This is a genomic window from Caloramator sp. mosi_1 (genome assembly GCF_028622835.1).
Classification (GTDB): domain Bacteria; phylum Bacillota; class Clostridia; order Clostridiales; family Caloramatoraceae; genus Thermobrachium.
The window spans coordinates 310,852-325,593 of the sequence record NZ_CP117677.1 but is presented as its reverse complement, the minus strand read 5'-3'; the positions used below and the strand labels follow the sequence as shown (position 1 = coordinate 325,593).

The 14,742-nt window shown below is 30.1% G+C and carries 20 protein-coding genes, 4 pseudogenes and 1 riboswitch; of the genes and pseudogenes, 17 read left to right on the top strand and 7 right to left on the bottom strand.

Translation table 11 applies throughout. From position 1 onward, the window contains the following. Positions 1 to 82 precede the first annotated feature (82 nt). From PL321_RS02275 to PL321_RS02265, 4 genes and pseudogenes are all read left to right on the top strand, one after another. Positions 83 to 574, top strand: a pseudogene (locus PL321_RS02275) (GerAB/ArcD/ProY family transporter); the annotation flags it as partial. Between the two features lie 40 nt (positions 575 to 614). Beyond that, positions 615 to 893, top strand: coding sequence for a GerAB/ArcD/ProY family transporter (locus PL321_RS20745; RefSeq protein WP_443110720.1), 279 nt, complete (start codon positions 615 to 617; stop codon positions 891 to 893). A gap of 23 nt (positions 894 to 916) precedes the next feature. Further along, on the top strand, positions 917 to 1,552 hold the full coding sequence (locus PL321_RS02270; protein WP_273963317.1) for a Ger(x)C family spore germination protein: 636 nt from the start codon (positions 917 to 919) through the stop codon (positions 1,550 to 1,552). 111 nt (positions 1,553 to 1,663) lie between these two features. After that, positions 1,664 to 2,128, top strand: a complete 465-nt coding sequence (locus PL321_RS02265) for a Ger(x)C family spore germination C-terminal domain-containing protein (protein WP_337961036.1) — start codon at positions 1,664 to 1,666, stop codon at positions 2,126 to 2,128. 27 nt (positions 2,129 to 2,155) lie between these two features. Here the strand turns inward: PL321_RS02265 and PL321_RS02260 are convergent, their stop codons facing one another. Then, positions 2,156 to 2,410 carry a hypothetical protein gene (locus PL321_RS02260; protein ID WP_273963316.1) on the bottom strand — a complete coding sequence of 85 codons (255 nt, stop codon included), beginning with the start codon at positions 2,408 to 2,410 and terminating at the stop codon, positions 2,156 to 2,158. A gap of 202 nt (positions 2,411 to 2,612) precedes the next feature. Here PL321_RS02260 and PL321_RS02255 point away from each other — a divergent pair, with 202 nt between their 5' ends. Further along, complete coding sequence (locus PL321_RS02255; RefSeq protein WP_273963315.1) at positions 2,613 to 3,278, top strand: patatin-like phospholipase family protein; 666 nt, start codon at positions 2,613 to 2,615, stop codon at positions 3,276 to 3,278. A 97-nt stretch (positions 3,279 to 3,375) separates the two neighbouring features. Here the strand turns inward: PL321_RS02255 and PL321_RS02250 are convergent, their stop codons facing one another. From PL321_RS02250 to PL321_RS02240, 4 genes are all read right to left on the bottom strand, one after another. Beyond that, the gene (locus tag PL321_RS02250; protein WP_273963314.1) at positions 3,376 to 3,618 is read right to left on the bottom strand and encodes a hypothetical protein; all 243 of its coding nucleotides are present in this window, start codon (positions 3,616 to 3,618) and stop codon (positions 3,376 to 3,378) included. Between the two features lie 193 nt (positions 3,619 to 3,811). Continuing rightward, complete coding sequence (locus tag PL321_RS20740) at positions 3,812 to 4,195, bottom strand: anti-sigma factor domain-containing protein (RefSeq protein WP_443110719.1); 384 nt, start codon at positions 4,193 to 4,195, stop codon at positions 3,812 to 3,814. A 233-nt stretch (positions 4,196 to 4,428) separates the two neighbouring features. After that, positions 4,429 to 4,638, bottom strand: a complete 210-nt coding sequence (locus PL321_RS02245) for a hypothetical protein (RefSeq protein ID WP_273963313.1) — start codon at positions 4,636 to 4,638, stop codon at positions 4,429 to 4,431. Between the two features lie 34 nt (positions 4,639 to 4,672). Continuing rightward, the gene (locus tag PL321_RS02240) at positions 4,673 to 4,861 is read right to left on the bottom strand and encodes a sigma factor (RefSeq protein WP_273963312.1); all 189 of its coding nucleotides are present in this window, start codon (positions 4,859 to 4,861) and stop codon (positions 4,673 to 4,675) included. 132 nt (positions 4,862 to 4,993) lie between these two features. Between PL321_RS02240 and PL321_RS02235 the strand changes: the two genes are divergently transcribed. Continuing rightward, positions 4,994 to 5,353 carry a DUF5667 domain-containing protein gene (locus PL321_RS02235; protein WP_273963311.1) on the top strand — a complete coding sequence of 120 codons (360 nt, stop codon included), beginning with the start codon at positions 4,994 to 4,996 and terminating at the stop codon, positions 5,351 to 5,353. A 317-nt stretch (positions 5,354 to 5,670) separates the two neighbouring features. Further along, positions 5,671 to 5,862 (top strand): hypothetical protein, encoded by a 192-nt coding sequence (locus PL321_RS02230; protein WP_273963310.1) that lies wholly within the window; start codon positions 5,671 to 5,673, stop codon positions 5,860 to 5,862. A gap of 352 nt (positions 5,863 to 6,214) precedes the next feature. Beyond that, positions 6,215 to 6,310, top strand: a riboswitch (SAM riboswitch). A gap of 354 nt (positions 6,311 to 6,664) precedes the next feature. Here the strand turns inward: PL321_RS02230 and PL321_RS02225 are convergent. Further along, positions 6,665 to 8,000 (bottom strand): annotated as a pseudogene (locus PL321_RS02225) (IS1380 family transposase). A gap of 359 nt (positions 8,001 to 8,359) precedes the next feature. Between PL321_RS02225 and PL321_RS02220 the strand changes: the two are divergent. The 10 genes and pseudogenes from PL321_RS02220 (at position 8,360) to PL321_RS02175 (ending at position 14,047) form a co-directional block, all read left to right on the top strand. Beyond that, positions 8,360 to 8,728, top strand: coding sequence for an HD domain-containing protein (locus PL321_RS02220; protein ID WP_273963309.1), 369 nt, complete (start codon positions 8,360 to 8,362; stop codon positions 8,726 to 8,728). Positions 8,729 to 8,730: 2 nt separating this feature from the next. Then, positions 8,731 to 8,937, top strand: coding sequence for a hypothetical protein (locus PL321_RS02215; protein ID WP_273963308.1), 207 nt, complete (start codon positions 8,731 to 8,733; stop codon positions 8,935 to 8,937). A gap of 67 nt (positions 8,938 to 9,004) precedes the next feature. Beyond that, the gene (locus tag PL321_RS02210; RefSeq protein ID WP_273963307.1) at positions 9,005 to 9,256 is read left to right on the top strand and encodes a (2Fe-2S)-binding protein; all 252 of its coding nucleotides are present in this window, start codon (positions 9,005 to 9,007) and stop codon (positions 9,254 to 9,256) included. Continuing rightward, positions 9,231 to 9,791: a glycerol-3-phosphate responsive antiterminator gene (locus PL321_RS02205; protein WP_273963306.1), complete on the top strand. Its 561-nt coding sequence runs from the start codon at positions 9,231 to 9,233 to the stop codon at positions 9,789 to 9,791. Before PL321_RS02210 ends, PL321_RS02205 begins: the two co-directional genes overlap by 26 nt. Positions 9,792 to 10,404: 613 nt before the next feature. Beyond that, positions 10,405 to 11,426 (top strand): annotated as a pseudogene (tsaD, locus tag PL321_RS02200) (tRNA (adenosine(37)-N6)-threonylcarbamoyltransferase complex transferase subunit TsaD). A 343-nt stretch (positions 11,427 to 11,769) separates the two neighbouring features. After that, entirely contained in the window at positions 11,770 to 12,018 is a 249-nt protein-coding gene (locus PL321_RS02195) for a hypothetical protein (protein WP_273963305.1), read from the top strand. Beyond that, a complete protein-coding gene (locus tag PL321_RS02190) occupies positions 11,997 to 12,389 on the top strand; it encodes an MEDS domain-containing protein (protein WP_337961035.1) in 393 nt (130 codons plus the stop codon). The genes PL321_RS02195 and PL321_RS02190 overlap by 22 nt, the downstream gene beginning before the upstream one ends. Positions 12,390 to 12,735: 346 nt before the next feature. Then, entirely contained in the window at positions 12,736 to 13,386 is a 651-nt protein-coding gene (locus PL321_RS02185; RefSeq protein ID WP_273963304.1) for a sensor histidine kinase, read from the top strand. 29 nt (positions 13,387 to 13,415) lie between these two features. Next, positions 13,416 to 13,531: pseudogene (locus PL321_RS19410) on the top strand (ATP-binding protein); the annotation flags it as partial. Beyond that, positions 13,520 to 14,047 carry a response regulator gene (locus PL321_RS02175; protein ID WP_337961034.1) on the top strand — a complete coding sequence of 176 codons (528 nt, stop codon included), beginning with the start codon at positions 13,520 to 13,522 and terminating at the stop codon, positions 14,045 to 14,047. The pseudogene PL321_RS19410 and the gene PL321_RS02175, both read left to right, overlap by 12 nt. On the opposite strand, the gene PL321_RS02170 is transcribed toward PL321_RS02175, so the two are convergent. Further along, positions 14,011 to 14,655, bottom strand: coding sequence for a redox-sensing transcriptional repressor Rex (locus PL321_RS02170; RefSeq protein ID WP_273963303.1), 645 nt, complete (start codon positions 14,653 to 14,655; stop codon positions 14,011 to 14,013). The two genes, PL321_RS02175 and PL321_RS02170, sit on opposite strands and share 37 nt — an antisense overlap. Positions 14,656 to 14,742 lie beyond the last annotated feature (87 nt).

Genomic DNA, 14,742 nt, shown 5'->3' with positions numbered 1-14,742 from the left:
AACCAATACTTTTTGTAATTCAAAGTGCAATGATAGGAATTGGGGTAATTAGTTTAGCAGCTGGTGTTACAAAAAGGCACAGCAGTCTGGGTGGATTGCTGTAATTATCGCAGGGATATATCCAATACTTTGTGTTGTGTTAAGCTACGAAATATATAAAAACTTAAATTTTGTTGAATACACACAGGCAAGTGAAGAGATTTTTGGAAAGTTTTTAACAAAGATATTTACAATTATATTTTCTTTAAACTTTTTATTTCTTGAAGGTGCAGTAATATCAGGACTTGCTAATGAGCTTACCTTCTCTACTGTTAAATTTTTGTCACCATATGTACTCATATTTTTAACAGCCCTTTTAATTTACTACAATTCAGTTGATGGACTAAAGATAGTTGCAAGGTTGAGTGAACTCGTTTTTTATCTAACTATATTTATATTTTTAATTCCTATTTATTTTATAAACAAAGGTGATGTTACAAATGTTCTACCTTTAGTAAACAACTATGGTTCATTGTTTACTGCAGTACCTACAACCTTTTTGCATATTCAGGAGTTGAGCTTTCCATTGCAATAATACCAATGATTACAAATAAAATTGGAGCAAAGGGGCAGGAATTACAGCCTGCATATTTACAACAGTTCTATATACCTTTATTACAATTGTAACTATACTTTATATGGGCTGGAGGCTTACTTCACAACTTCAATACCCCTTCTTATATCTTGTTGCAACAACTGAGATCCCAGTTATCTCAAATTTTGAACCCCTCTTTATATTTATTTGGGGTAATAAAATATTCCAAACTGCAGCCTGTATGCACTTTGGAGCAACATATTTTTTTCAGAGGCAACCAAGATATCCTATAAAAAATCCTGCATTATATCTTCTTTAATTGTTGCAACTGTCTCTTTATTAATGGTTCCTGAATACAAAAGAAGTAATTTAACTGATAAAATAATGCCCTACTTAGTAGGTTTCATATTAATTTGGCTTGTGGTTGCGTATGTGTTGAGCCTATATAAGAAGGTGAAAAGGTATGAAAAAAGTAAAATATGTATAGTACTAATTTTTATGTTGTTACTTACTGGATGCTACAACAAAGTACCTGTTGAAAAGCTATCTGTTATAGTAGGAATTGGTTTTGATACTTCAGATGATAAAAAGAAGATAGAAAATATTGCAGAGTATTTAGTCTTTAGAGGTCAAAGGGAAATTGATAGAGGTGTTAGCTTAGAGGTTGGAAAAACTATATATGATGCAAACAGCTATAGGCAGTTAAATTTAAAGAAGAATTACTTATTAGGTACAATTAGAGCCTATGTTATAAGTGAAGAGAGGGCTAAATTAGGTATTAAAGATATAATTGATACCTGCATTAGAGATCAAGAGAGAAACCTAAATACAATTATGGTTGTGTCAAAGGGAAGCTGTAAAGATATATTTGCACAAACACCAAAGGAAGAAAGTACAATGGCAGATGAAGTTAAGGAGCTTATTGAGGCTTCCTACAGTGCAAACTTTTTACCAATAATGCGGGTGTTAAGGATTTAGCCAATATGTATTATCAAGAGGGAAGAAATATTGTAATACCTGTTATCGAAAAAAAGATTCAACAATAAGGATAGCAGGAATAGCTGTTTTTGATAAAGACAGACTAAAAAAATAATTCCTATTGAAGAGGCTGTTTATGTAAATATGCTTAGAAATTCTGATGTAAAAGGAAATATTTCATTAGTGATGGAGGATTATAAAAGTGCCGTTGATGTTGAATGCATTACTAAGAGGAAGGTTTATGTTGATAAGGCAGATGGAAAATTGAAATACACAATTAAATTAAGCCTTCAAGGAGAAATCAAACTTAATACATTTAATTTTAATGAAGAGAATGACGTAGAGAAGATTTTAGATGAAATAGAAGTGCAATTAACGAATAATTTAATTGAAAATCTTAATAAAATAGTAGAGAGAGCAAAGAATGATTATGAAATTGATGTATTTGATATACAAAAATATGCAATAGCAAAATATGGACGTGAAAATGAAGATAAGATAAGAGAATCCTTTAAGGATAGTGAAATAGAGGTTGTGATTAATACAAAGATTAGGTCTACAGGAAGGTATAAATAAAAAAGCGGCATTATTGCCGCTTAAGTGTTATTTAAGGAAAGCACCTAAAACCTTTCTACAGTCAGTGATTACCTCACATATACAGTGGATGTCTACAAACTTAACTGGGCAACCACATCCTGCAATTTCACATACTAATATATTATCACAAACTGTTAAAACCTTTACACATTCAGCTCTACCATTTTTTAATACAATTATACAGCACTGTCCTCTTAACATCTCAAGTATATTTTTAATAGAGCAGCAAGGATTATAACTGAAATCACAGCAGTTGTTCATACTGTTCACCACCTTTCTTTTAGCTATGTTCTATTAACAACTTTTTAGTTTATTACTTTTTCCTAATACATATTATTCGTTCTCTGTGTTTTTGACACACAATTCGACATATTTTTATGAACAAATAGTTAAAAGTTATACCAATCATTACAAAAATTCATAAATTTGATATAATATTCTTAAGAAAGATGGGGGTGAGAAAATGAGATATGGCTTATGTTTAACAGGTGGTGGTGCAAAGGGCGCCTATGAAGCAGGAATACTAAAATATTTTAAGGAAAAGGGTTTTAACTTTTCGGTTGTTACAGGAACTTCTATAGGTGCAGTAAATGGGTATTTTATGCTAAAGAATGCCTATGAAGAGATGTATAGTTTTTGGCTTAGTATGTGTATGAACAAATATTTCGATTCTTTGAATATGGTTGTAGAAAATAGAAGAGTTATTCAGGAATTAGAAAAACTTGAGGGATATGATAACAGTATTGATTCTTTTTATGTAAATTATGTTGAGGTTAAGGGTTGTAGTATAAGTGAAGTTGTTGTAGATATTAAAAATTTTGATAAAGAGAAGGCCTTAGAGGCTGTAAAGGCAAGTTCGTTATTGCCCTACAACTATGATGGTGAACCTGATAAGGTTAGTGCTAAAATATTATTTGAACAGTTTAAGATAGACCTTCAGGAGGGCAAATATGATGGATATAAGTTAGATGGAGGAATACTTAATAATTGTTTACTCAAACCCTTTATTAATGATAGGGTAGATAAAATTTTTATAATTGCACTATCCAATGATTTTCAAGTACCAGAGTATATATACCAATTTTATAAAAAGAAGACATTGTTGTTTTATTACCTAATTTTGAAGTAAAACCAGAGGATACAGTAAATTTCACAAGTGAGTTTTGTACCAACCTATTTAATTTAGGATATCAGTATGCAAAAGGGGTTATTTAAACCCCTTAATCCTAATTTTGCTTTTTGTCCCTTAATCTATTTTGAAGTTTTGGTGGAATCTTATTTTGTATGGTTTCGTTTCTTTTATTTTTTATCTCTTCTTTAATTTTATCTTTTATCTTTTCCTTTACTTTTTCTTTAATTGAACTATCGGCATTATCTCCTTTATTGAAACTATTCGTAGTATCTCTTAGATCCTTCTTCTTATTATTTTCCTTCTGATTATTATCATTTTTACGGTTTTGAATAGGCATATTCTTTTCCTGCAGTTTTTCCTTTATTAACTCACGGTTATTTCTTTTTTCTTGGATTTTTGTAGCTTAACATAAACCTTTTCAAAATTTAATTTTTCTCTTTTTAGTTCCGATGTAAATTTAGTTAATTTTACATCACCTTTATTTATCTCTATATTAATTCTTTTACTTTTATTGTTATAGTATTCCTCGGTTATATATTTCTTTTCTTTGGCTTTTTTATAACTAAGATAAGCCCATCGTCTACATTTTTGTTTCTTAATTTAACAGAAGCTAATATATTTTCTGCATCTTTGTTTAGGGGAACTACATTTATAATCCTGTTGAACCTATTAACATCTATTTTAAATTGAGGGTTTATTGTAACGGTTATAGACGCATAAACTTGGTTGTATATTGTAACAAAAGAACCAAGTAATATACATAAAAGAAGCGAAGCCGCTATTAAAAGTGGTTTTAAATCAGTCTTTTTATATGTGTACTCTTGACCTATTTCTACCTTTTCTTTAGACCTAAATTTTATAAATTCACCTGTTTGAGTAAATAGAACAGCGTCTTTCCCATTAACCTCAACAATAATTCCTTTTTAATCATTTTTATCACCTACCTTTATATTAAGGTATGACCTTAAATACATTAAGTCACTATCTATTAAAATTAAAATAAGTGCTATTAAATACCTTCTCCATTTTTCTATAAATTTTTCACTCTTTGTAGTTAATAGGCAAATTTGCTTAATTGGAAGTTGTTTTGTTTTGCTTAGTTTTTCAACAATATTAGGTTGCCTTGATACTAAAAAGGCAACATTAATTAACTCCTCTCTTGTATCCTTATGTTTGGGGAATTGTTAACAAGGTCAGAGAAACTTATTCCATACTCCTTTAGCTTTAATGTGAATAATGCTATTTCCTGAGCCCTTATTTTGTTTTCTTCCTCTATTTCATACCTCTCAATTGAACTTTTATGCTCTAATGTAATAAGTTCTTCATCTCCAAGATAAACACTTATGTTTTTGTACATTTTCTGAAATAATCTATAAGTGCATTTTTAATTATCATTTTTGCATAGGAGAAAAAATTGCCCTTTTTTTATCGTAGGTTTCTATAGATTTGTTAAAAGCAATAAGTGCGATACTAAGCTCATCATCATTTTCCCAGGAGAGTCTTCTTTTACATATACTTGACGCGATTTTATATATAAAATCTTTATTTTGCTCTATTAATTTGTCTCTGTCCTGCAGCATCTTCTTCCCCTTTCATTAAATAATACGAAAAAATATAATTTTTTATAGGGTAAAAAATTTATTTTAGCCCCCTAAAAAAATAAAACAGACGTATTAATAGGTGAAAACTAAAATTTAGGGAGGTAGATAAAATTGAAAAAGTATTTAGCATTTTCAACAGCACTATTACTTATGTTTAATATTACAATAGCAAAGGCGGATGTTCAAGGTGTAGATGCTGGAATAACACCAGACAGCATTCTTTATCCTGTAGATAAGCTTATTGATGAAGTAAAAATCTCATTAACTTTTGATGAAGAGAAAAAGGCAGAAGTTACAGCGGATGTTGCAGAGGAGAGACTTGTAGAGGCACAGGTTATGGCAGAGGAAGGTAAGGAAGAGCTTGTGAAGACCACTGTAGAAGAGTATCAAAATAAGATGAATGATGCACAGGAGATAGTACAAAATATAGTATCTGAAGAACAAAAGGATGAGGAAGTTAAAAAGAAGTAGAAGAAAAAGTTAATGAATTAAAAAATAGAATAGAAACAAGATATAAGAATTCAATTGAAGTTTTAACTAAAATACAAGAAAAGGTATCAGACAATGCAAAGCCAACAATACAAAATGTTATTGAACTTCAGACACAAAAAAGGAGACAGTATTAAGTATAATAAACAAAAAGCAAGAGATGTTTAATATAAGAAAACAGGCAATTGAAGCAAAAAGGCATTAGAGTTAGCAAAGGAATCAAATAATGAAGAGGAAATAAAAAGGCAGAAGAAGCTCTAAAACAAGCTCAAACAGCACTTGAGTCTAAGAAAGAGGAAATGAAACAACTAAGAGAACAGGCAAGGGAAGTTGTAAAAACAAGAAATGAATTAAGAAAGCAAACAAGGGAAGTTTTAAAGGAAGAAGTAAAGAATGGAACAATTACAAAGGAAGAAGCAAAGCAGGTTGAAAGAGAACTAAACAGAAACTTAATAAATAAAAAGGATGTTAAGGAAGTAAAAATGAAATAAAAGAAGAAGTAAGAAAAGAAGTGATAAAGGAAAAGGTAAAGGAAAAGAGGGAGAAAATAAAACAGAGGTTTGAAGAAAGAAAAAGTAAAAAGAAGGTATGAAAACAGATCTTCAGCAAAATAATGCAACAGAAGATCAAGGAAAAGAGGAATAATATAAAACTGAATGATTTTGATTTGAGTAGCCCCTTGAAGGATTTTATTGGCATTTAAAGCAACAGCCTATTGAAATTCATTTCAAGGGGCTAAAATTTATAGAATGATTTTTTAATCATAAAAAACAAAAAATGAAAAATAGTGTTGACAAAACCTGCAATTGTTTATATAATCTAAATCAAGAATTAAATAAAATGCTCTTATCAAGAGAGGTGGAGGGACTGGCCCGATGAAACCCGGCAACCTGCGAAGGCAAGGTGCCAAATCCTGCAGCGAAAGCTGAAAGATGAGAGAGGAGTGCCTCTTTCATCAAGAGGTTTTTTATTATACATTTAGGAAAAATATATAATTTATACAATAAAATAACAATTTTATATTTGTAAAGGAGTGTTAGTGTGATTGAAATTAAAAATTTGAAAAAGAGTTATTGTATTAATGATACAAAAAGTGATGCACTAAAGGGAATTAATTTAACTTGAATTCGGCAAGTAAATTTTAAAAAAGTTTCTACTTGCCATTTTTGTTTTCTTTATGAATAAATTTACATTTATTATGATATTTTATACCGTTAGGTCTTTTTTGAGTATACTTAATAAACCCAAATAACATTTGGATTTTTAAGGGAATTTATTGTTTTTATTTTACTATTAAGTATAAACTGTTATCATTTTTCTACTAAAAATATGTATTTGTTTTTGAATATGAGTAATGATTTTTTCTAATAAGCAATTATTTGAAAAACTTAAATATCTATAATATTTGCTGCCGCAAACATTACCACAAACTCTATAAAATATTCTTCTTAATGTACTAATTTCATGATGTTGTACTTCCTTAGGCATGATTGCTTGTTTAAACCAGTTATGAATGTTATATGCTATCATTTTTATTAAAAGGTACAATTCATTGCATTTATGATTTACTAAACTATTTTCGCTAAAGGCATAGCCTTCTTTTATTTCATCTATATTATTTTCAACATCACATCGTTGATTATAATCTTGAAATATTTCTTCAGGTGTTAAATAATTTATATTTGTTACTATTGCTTGATATTTATATTTACATTCTTCGAACATTAACTGATTCATATTTTTTGGAATAATTTTTTCTCTTATAATCACAAATCTTCTTGCTCTTTGCCATTTAGGCAATGGAACTGTAATTTCTGTAACAGATAAAGTAGAACTTATATCGTGCCATATATAATCCTTTGGATTATTATTTATAAAATCTATTATCATTTTAACAGTAGAATACATTTTACATTTAACAACATATTCTATTCCATTATCTTCAAAATATAAAAAGTTTTCTTCATCAAAAAACCTCTATCAAGTCTAACTCTTTTAAGAATATATCTTGAAGGAAGCTGGTTTACACAACTCTTAAAGAAATCTAAAAATTTATAATTACTATGGTGTCTACCATTTTCAAGAGTAATGTTAAGTAATTCATCAGTTCCTGAAATAAACCCAACTTTTTCTTTAAATGATGGTCTTCCATTGTACCTTGGATTATATCCTATTCCTGATTTTTCTTGATTACCAAAGATAGTTATAACAGTATCATCAATATTAATACAAACCTCGCGTACATCTTCAGTTGAAGACTTTAAGTCAAGTATTTTTTATTTATAGTTCTTAATTCTTCTAAAGTTTCTGTTGGTAAAGCTTTTAAGAGATCTCTACATACTTTTTCACTGGGTAATTTATCTACACCTTTAAACTTTTTATATCCTTCATCATTTCTTAATGTTTCAATGTGCATAAATCTTGAGAAACCAAGAATATTTGCATCAATCATGTATTCTATAATTTCTGCAGTATTAAAAGTAGAATTAGCGGCCTTCTTATAGGTTACGCCTTTTTCTAAAATAGTTGGTAATCCTATTATTTGTTTAAAGGATTCCACATAAGAAAAAGTTGCTACAGAAGTAACTTTGGTATCATTAAATTTTGCTTTCATGTTCAAAAATCTAATTTTCTTCTTTAAATTTTTTGATTTTGTTGTAAACTATCCATAGAAATCACCCTTTTGTGTTTTAGTTTTGCAATTATATTTTAACACTTAAAAGGGATGATTTCTTTTAATTTTTGAACAAAAATCCTTTAATTCCAATGTCTTTCGGCATTACTTGCCGAATACAAGATATAAGTAATATTTTATGGGAAAATAAAGTTTTATTTTAGTAAATTATGGTATATAATAATAAAAAGTGTACTTCATATATAAATTTAAAAACTTTGTATTTGGTCTAAGTTTTAGAATTAAGTACTATTTTGAATAATATATAGTATATAAAAAAATTGAGTGCTTTATAAAACGTTGGTGGTGGGGATATGAATAGTTTAGCACTTAAAATTGCTTGGGATGTTCATAAAAATCAAAGGAGAAAAGGTTCAAGTGCACCATATATAATTCATCCTATTGAGGTGGCAGTAATACTTTTGGAAAATGGTGGGGATGATGATTTAGTAACAGCAGGCCTACTTCACGATACATTAGAAGATATAACAACAGGAAGAATGGAACTTTTAAAATTAATAAAAACAAATTTTTCAAAGAGAGTTGTTGATTTAGTTTTGGCTGTAACAGAGCAGGAAAAATTAATGGTTAATAGAAGTTTAACCAGGAGTGAAAAGATAAGCACGTGGAAGAAAAGAAAACAGGATGCAATAGAAAAACTTAAAAAGCTTCCATTGATGTAAAGATGGTATCCTGTGCAGATAAATTAAGTAATGTAAGAAGTATGGTAGAGGATTATAACAATATGAAGGATAAACTATGGACGATGTTTAACGCAGGGTATGATGAACAGAAGTGGTACTATTTAGAAATATTAGATGTATTTTCAGATTTAAATTCATATCAAATGTATAAAGAGTTGGAGGATAAGATTAATTATATATTTAAATAATTTTCTAAAAATTATCCACAAACTTATTAACATATGTGGATAAAATTAACATTAAAGGAGTGTAACTGTGAATAACGATTTAAATAATTCAATATTGGATAAGTTAACAAAAGTTTGTGTGTGTAAGTCTATATCAAGATTGAACATTAAAAAGGCTATAGAAAATGGAGCAAAAACACTGGATGATGTGATAAAGGTTACAGGGGCAACGACTGGCCCCTGTAAAGGGAGAAGATGTAAAGATAAGATTGAGAAGCTTATAGAAGAATATAATGAGAGTTTGGGGGAGCAAAATGAGCAGGATAATAGAATATCTTGATGAAAATCCGATAATTGCAGCTATAAAGGATAAAGAAGATATAGAATATGTTATAAGAACAGATGTAAAGGTAATTTTTATGTTGTTCGGTAGTATATTAACGATTAAGGATGTAGTATATAAATTGAAGAATGCTGGCAAGAAGGTTTATGTACATATAGATCTTGTTGATGGATTAGGAAGGGATGAGGAGGCAGTAAAATTTTTAAAGGGAGCCGGAGTGGATGGAATAATTACAACAAAGCCTTCTCTTATAAAATCAATTAAAAATGAGGGACTTGTAGCTATTCAGAGGTTATTTATGCTGGATTCTCGCTCTTTAGACACTGGAATAAAGAGTATTTTAGATGAGAGGCCAGATGCAGTTGAGATTATGCCAGGACTTGCAAGCAAAGTTATTGGAATTATACATAAGAAAATAAATATACCTGTTATAGTTGGTGGGCTCATATGTGATAAAACTGATATAATAAGTGCTCTTTCAAATGGAGCTGTTGCGATTTCAACTTCTAAAAGAGATCTTTGGGAGGAGTGAAAAGGTGTCAAATTTGACACCTGAGGCTGTTGAAAAAGCTATAATATGTTTGGCCCCTTGAAGGATTTCCTTGGCATTCCTTCATTTCGCTAAGCAAGTCTAAGCTTTTCTTTGTTTGAAAAGTCCTACCCTCGCGATGCCCTCATCCGTGAGGGCCGCTCGGCTCGGCACATCGTGTGCCGAATTACGGACTTTTCAAAGTCGAAAAGCAACACTTGCTAAAGCTTATGAAATATGCCAATTTGAAATTCTTTCAAGGGGCAATTTCATAATCAATGCATCTTTTGTGTTTGTCAACAATCTGAGGTGTCAAATTTGACACCTTTATTTTTATATAAAAAAGCCCGGGGGATCCCGGAAATGGGTAAATGGGTTGGGGTTTGTTTGTTGCCGCATAATTATAATAACATAAATCATTAACTTTGTGTATTAATTTTTGTAAAAATTTGATGTAAAATGTCGAACAAAATCAATTTATGTTAAATATAATAAATGGGGATGAAATAGAAAATACAAATTTGCTTATAGTATTCTTAGTTTCACATAAAATAAAGGTTGTATAAAAAGCATTTTGGGGTATAATTAAAATGAAAATAAGTAAGGAGAGATACAGATGAAGGATTTGATTGTTATAGGAATAGAATCAAGCTGTGATGAAACATCTTGTGCAGTAATTAAAAATGGAAGAGAAGTTCTATCAAATGTAATATCTTCACAGATTGATATTCATAAAAATTTGGTGGTGTTGTTCCAGAAGTTGCTTCAAGAAAACACGTTGAAGTTATAAGTAACGTTGTAAAAGAGGCAATTGATAAAGCAAATATATCCTTTGAAGATATAGACTTAATTGCTGCAACCTATGGCCCTGGTCTTGTAGGAGCACTTCTTGTAGGGTTGTCCTATGCAAAAGGATTAGCACTTTCTTTAAATAAACCCTTTGTAGGTGTAAACCATATAGAAGGTCATATAGCAGCAAACTACATAGCACATAAAGAGTTGAAACCACCGTACTTATGTCTAATAGTTTCTGGTGGGCATACACATCTTGTGCTTGTTAAGGATTATACTGAGTTTGAAGTATTAGGAAGAACAAGGGATGATGCGGCTGGAGAGGCCTATGATAAAGTTGCAAGGGCTTTAGGTCTTGGTTATCCTGGTGGACCTTTAATTGATGCATTAGCAAAAGAAGGAGACGAGTATGCTGTTGACTTCCCTAAAGCATATCTTGAGGATGAAAGTTTTGATTTTTCCTTTAGTGGACTTAAGTCTGCAGTTTTAAACTATTTAAATAAGATGCAAATGACAGGAAAAGAAATAAAGAGGGAGGATGTTGCAGCAAGCTTTCAAAGGTCTGTTGTTGAAATATTAACTGAAAAGGCGGTATTGGCAGCTAAAAAGTACAATATGAATATAATTTGTCTTGCAGGTGGTGTTGCAGCAAATTCCAAGCTAAGAGATACATTAGAAAAAGAGTGCAGGAAAAATGGAATTAATTTTTACTATCCTCCAATAAGTCTATGTACAGATAATGCTGCAATGATAGCAAGTGCAGGATATTATAATTATAATGCTGGTTATGTGTCGAATTTAGGGCTTAATGCATATCCCTCATTAAAAATAGGACAAAGATTGTAGAAATTGTGGATATTTTGGATATGTTAACATTATATATGTGGATAAAGTGGATAAACCCTGAAAAATTACATAAAATAACCCACAAAAGCTGTGGATAATATTGTGGACAATGTGGATATAACTTAATTTTTGAATAAACAAAATATAATTTATTCAAATTTACATTTTAAAACTCAAATCAAATAAAAAGAATTTATTAAGTAATACAAGAAAAATAGAGAAAATCATAGAAAATAGTCTAAAAAGTACAAAAAAACTTCCATCTTAGCAAAAATGTTATATTATATAATTAGTGTGTTTGTAAAATAATAATTTATTCTTGTGTTGAATTAGGGGAAATCGAATGGATTATGATAAATACTTCCAAAGAGGTGTTAGGTATACCCTAATTAACACCGACGATGACTATGCGTATGACGTAATTGCGGCGTTTATATCGTGGGGAATCAGAAATAATAGAAAGTGTTATTATTTTGTTGATAGAGATGTTTTAGCAAGCCTTGATTTTTATCTTAAACAGGTTAATTTAGATATGATTGAGCTTATTGCAAGTAATAGGTTAATAGTTCAATCTTCACAGCTCTTTTTGTAAATAATAGTATTAATTCAGCTTATCAAAACATAAAAGATATGGCAAAGGATGCAGTAGTGGACGGGTATGACGGAATAGCAATTATTTCAGATAGAGAGGCCTTTTGCCATAGCGATTATGACGAAGAATTTTTATATAACTACGAAAAGGAGTTAAGTGATATATTCGAGAGTTATCCAGTATCGGCTATAAGCTGTTATAACATAGATAAATTCGGAGTAGATGCACTTTTTGCAATAACCCATTTAAACCCAAATTTTATATATAAAAACAACGATGAAGTATATGTACACTTAAGTGATGAAGAAACCTTTACAAAGGAAGAAACTTTAGGAATTGTACAGGAATTTTTAAAAAGAGAGAAAAGGTAATAAGAGAAAACAAAGTATATAAATTTATAAGTAAATTATCAGGAGAACTATCCTATAAAAAGGACGAAGGTGAGATATTAGAGACGGCATTAAACATAATATGCAGTTCTATATCAGCAAATAGAGGTTTTATCGTATTATTTGAGAAAAATGAACTTCCAAGGGATTTTAAATCAGATTATATAATATCCTATAATATCACTGAGGATTTAATTAACACCTATAAGGAACAGTTAGAAAGAGGAATTTACAATCCAAAGGCTACGTTTTCTAAATTAAATTGCTTGGTATACCATACAAAGAATGTGTCGGGTCCAATAAAGGAAGTAATGGAAAAAATAATTTATTGTCCTTTATAATAATTCCTATAAAGTTCGATGATGATATATTAGGTTGTATGTGGCTATCAAGTCAAGATAAATACTTTTCCTTTGAAGATAGTTCAGAATTTTTATATATGGTATGCCAAACAATAGGTAAAATGCTTGTTGAATTTAGAAGATATAAAAAGATACAGGACAGTTTAATTCAATCAAGAAAGATGCAGGCACTTGGAGAGCTAACAGGAGGTATAGCTCACGAGTTTAATAATATACTTACTCCTATATTAGGATATATACAAATTTTAAAGAATAACATAGATGATCCTATACTTAATAGATATATTGAACTTATTGAGGAAAGTGCCAAGGATGGGGCAAAAATAGTAAAGAGAATACAGGAGTTTTCAAAAACAAAGCACAAGGAAAAAGAGCTTTGTGATATAAACAGAATAATAATTCAATCTGTTGAGATTACAAAACCAAAGTGGACTTACGAATCTCAAATAAGCAAAAAGAGCATAGAAGTAAAGTTAGATTTAAAGGCAAAGGGTTTTGTAGAAGGTACAGCAACAGAGCTTAGGGAAGTATTTGTAAATATAATTTCTAATGCTATAGATGCTATGCCAAATGGTGGATTTTTAAAGATAGAGTCCTTTAATAAAAGGGAAATATAGTAGTAAAGATAAAGGATACTGGAGTGGGTATGACAGAGGAAGTTAAAGAAAAGATATTTGAGCCCTTCTTTACAACAAAAATGAGCGTGGAAATGGGCTTGGACTTTCCATTGTATACTCAATAATAAAGGAATTGGATGGATATATTGATGTATCAAGTAAAGTAAATGAAGGGACAGAGTTTGAGATTAAGTTACCTGCAAAGGGTTCAGGATTGAATAGAGAATATTTAAGTGAGCATTGTGAAGAAAAGGAAAGCTATAAAGTATTGGTTATAGATGATCAAGAGCCAGTTGCTGAGGCAGTATCTGAGATGTTAAAGAATCTTGGACACGATTCAATTTATGTGGTAGATGATACTAAGGCACTTGAACTTATTGATAAATATGACTTTGATGCAGTAATGTGCGACCTTGCTATGCCAAACTGTACAGGAGCAGAGCTTTCTGAAAAGATAAAACAGAAAAAGGAGATACCAGTTATATTAATGACAGGATGGCTGGGCAATCTAAATGAATCAGATAAGAAATATATAGATGAGATAATACAAAAGCCATTTTCAATTGAGGAGTTAAGAGATACAATTCAAAAGTATGTAAGAATAAAGTGGGTAATTAACCCACTTTATTCTTTAAATAATTCAGATTCATTTAGTCTATAACTTAATATCATTAAGCTTTCACTTAGATGTACGTTTTCTACTATAACATCATCTGGTGCACTTAAATCTGTTGGAGCAAAATTCCATATACCTTTAATACCATTCTTAATCATTATATCTGCAATTGTTTGAGCGTGTTCTTTTGGAACACATATAATACCTATATCTATTGTATTTTCTTTAAGGTATGTATCAAGGCAATCTACATCCTTAACTTCGATATCCCTTATTTTAATTCCAATAAGCTTTGGATTTTTATCAAATATAGCCTGTAGATGGAATCCCAATTTTTCAAATTTCGCATAGTTTGCAACAGCTTGCCCTATGTTACCTGCACCAACAATAACTGTTTTGTAATTTTTATCAAGTCCAAGTATCTTACCTATTTGGTCATATAAATCCTTAACGTTGTATCCATATCCCTGTTGTCCAAAATCACCAAAACAGTTTAAGTCTTGTCTGATTTGAGAAGCAGTAAATCCGATTTTCTCAGAAAGCTCCTTTGAGGATATTCTATCTATATCTTTTCTTAAAAGTTCACCTAAATACCTGTGATATTTTGGCAATCTTCTGATAACTGCCATTGAAATTTTAGTTTCCTTTGCCATAAAGCTTCACTTCCCATCCTTATAATTTTCCCCTATTTTATATGTTATAATATGCAAGAATTAATGTCAATCACCTAAAAACTATTG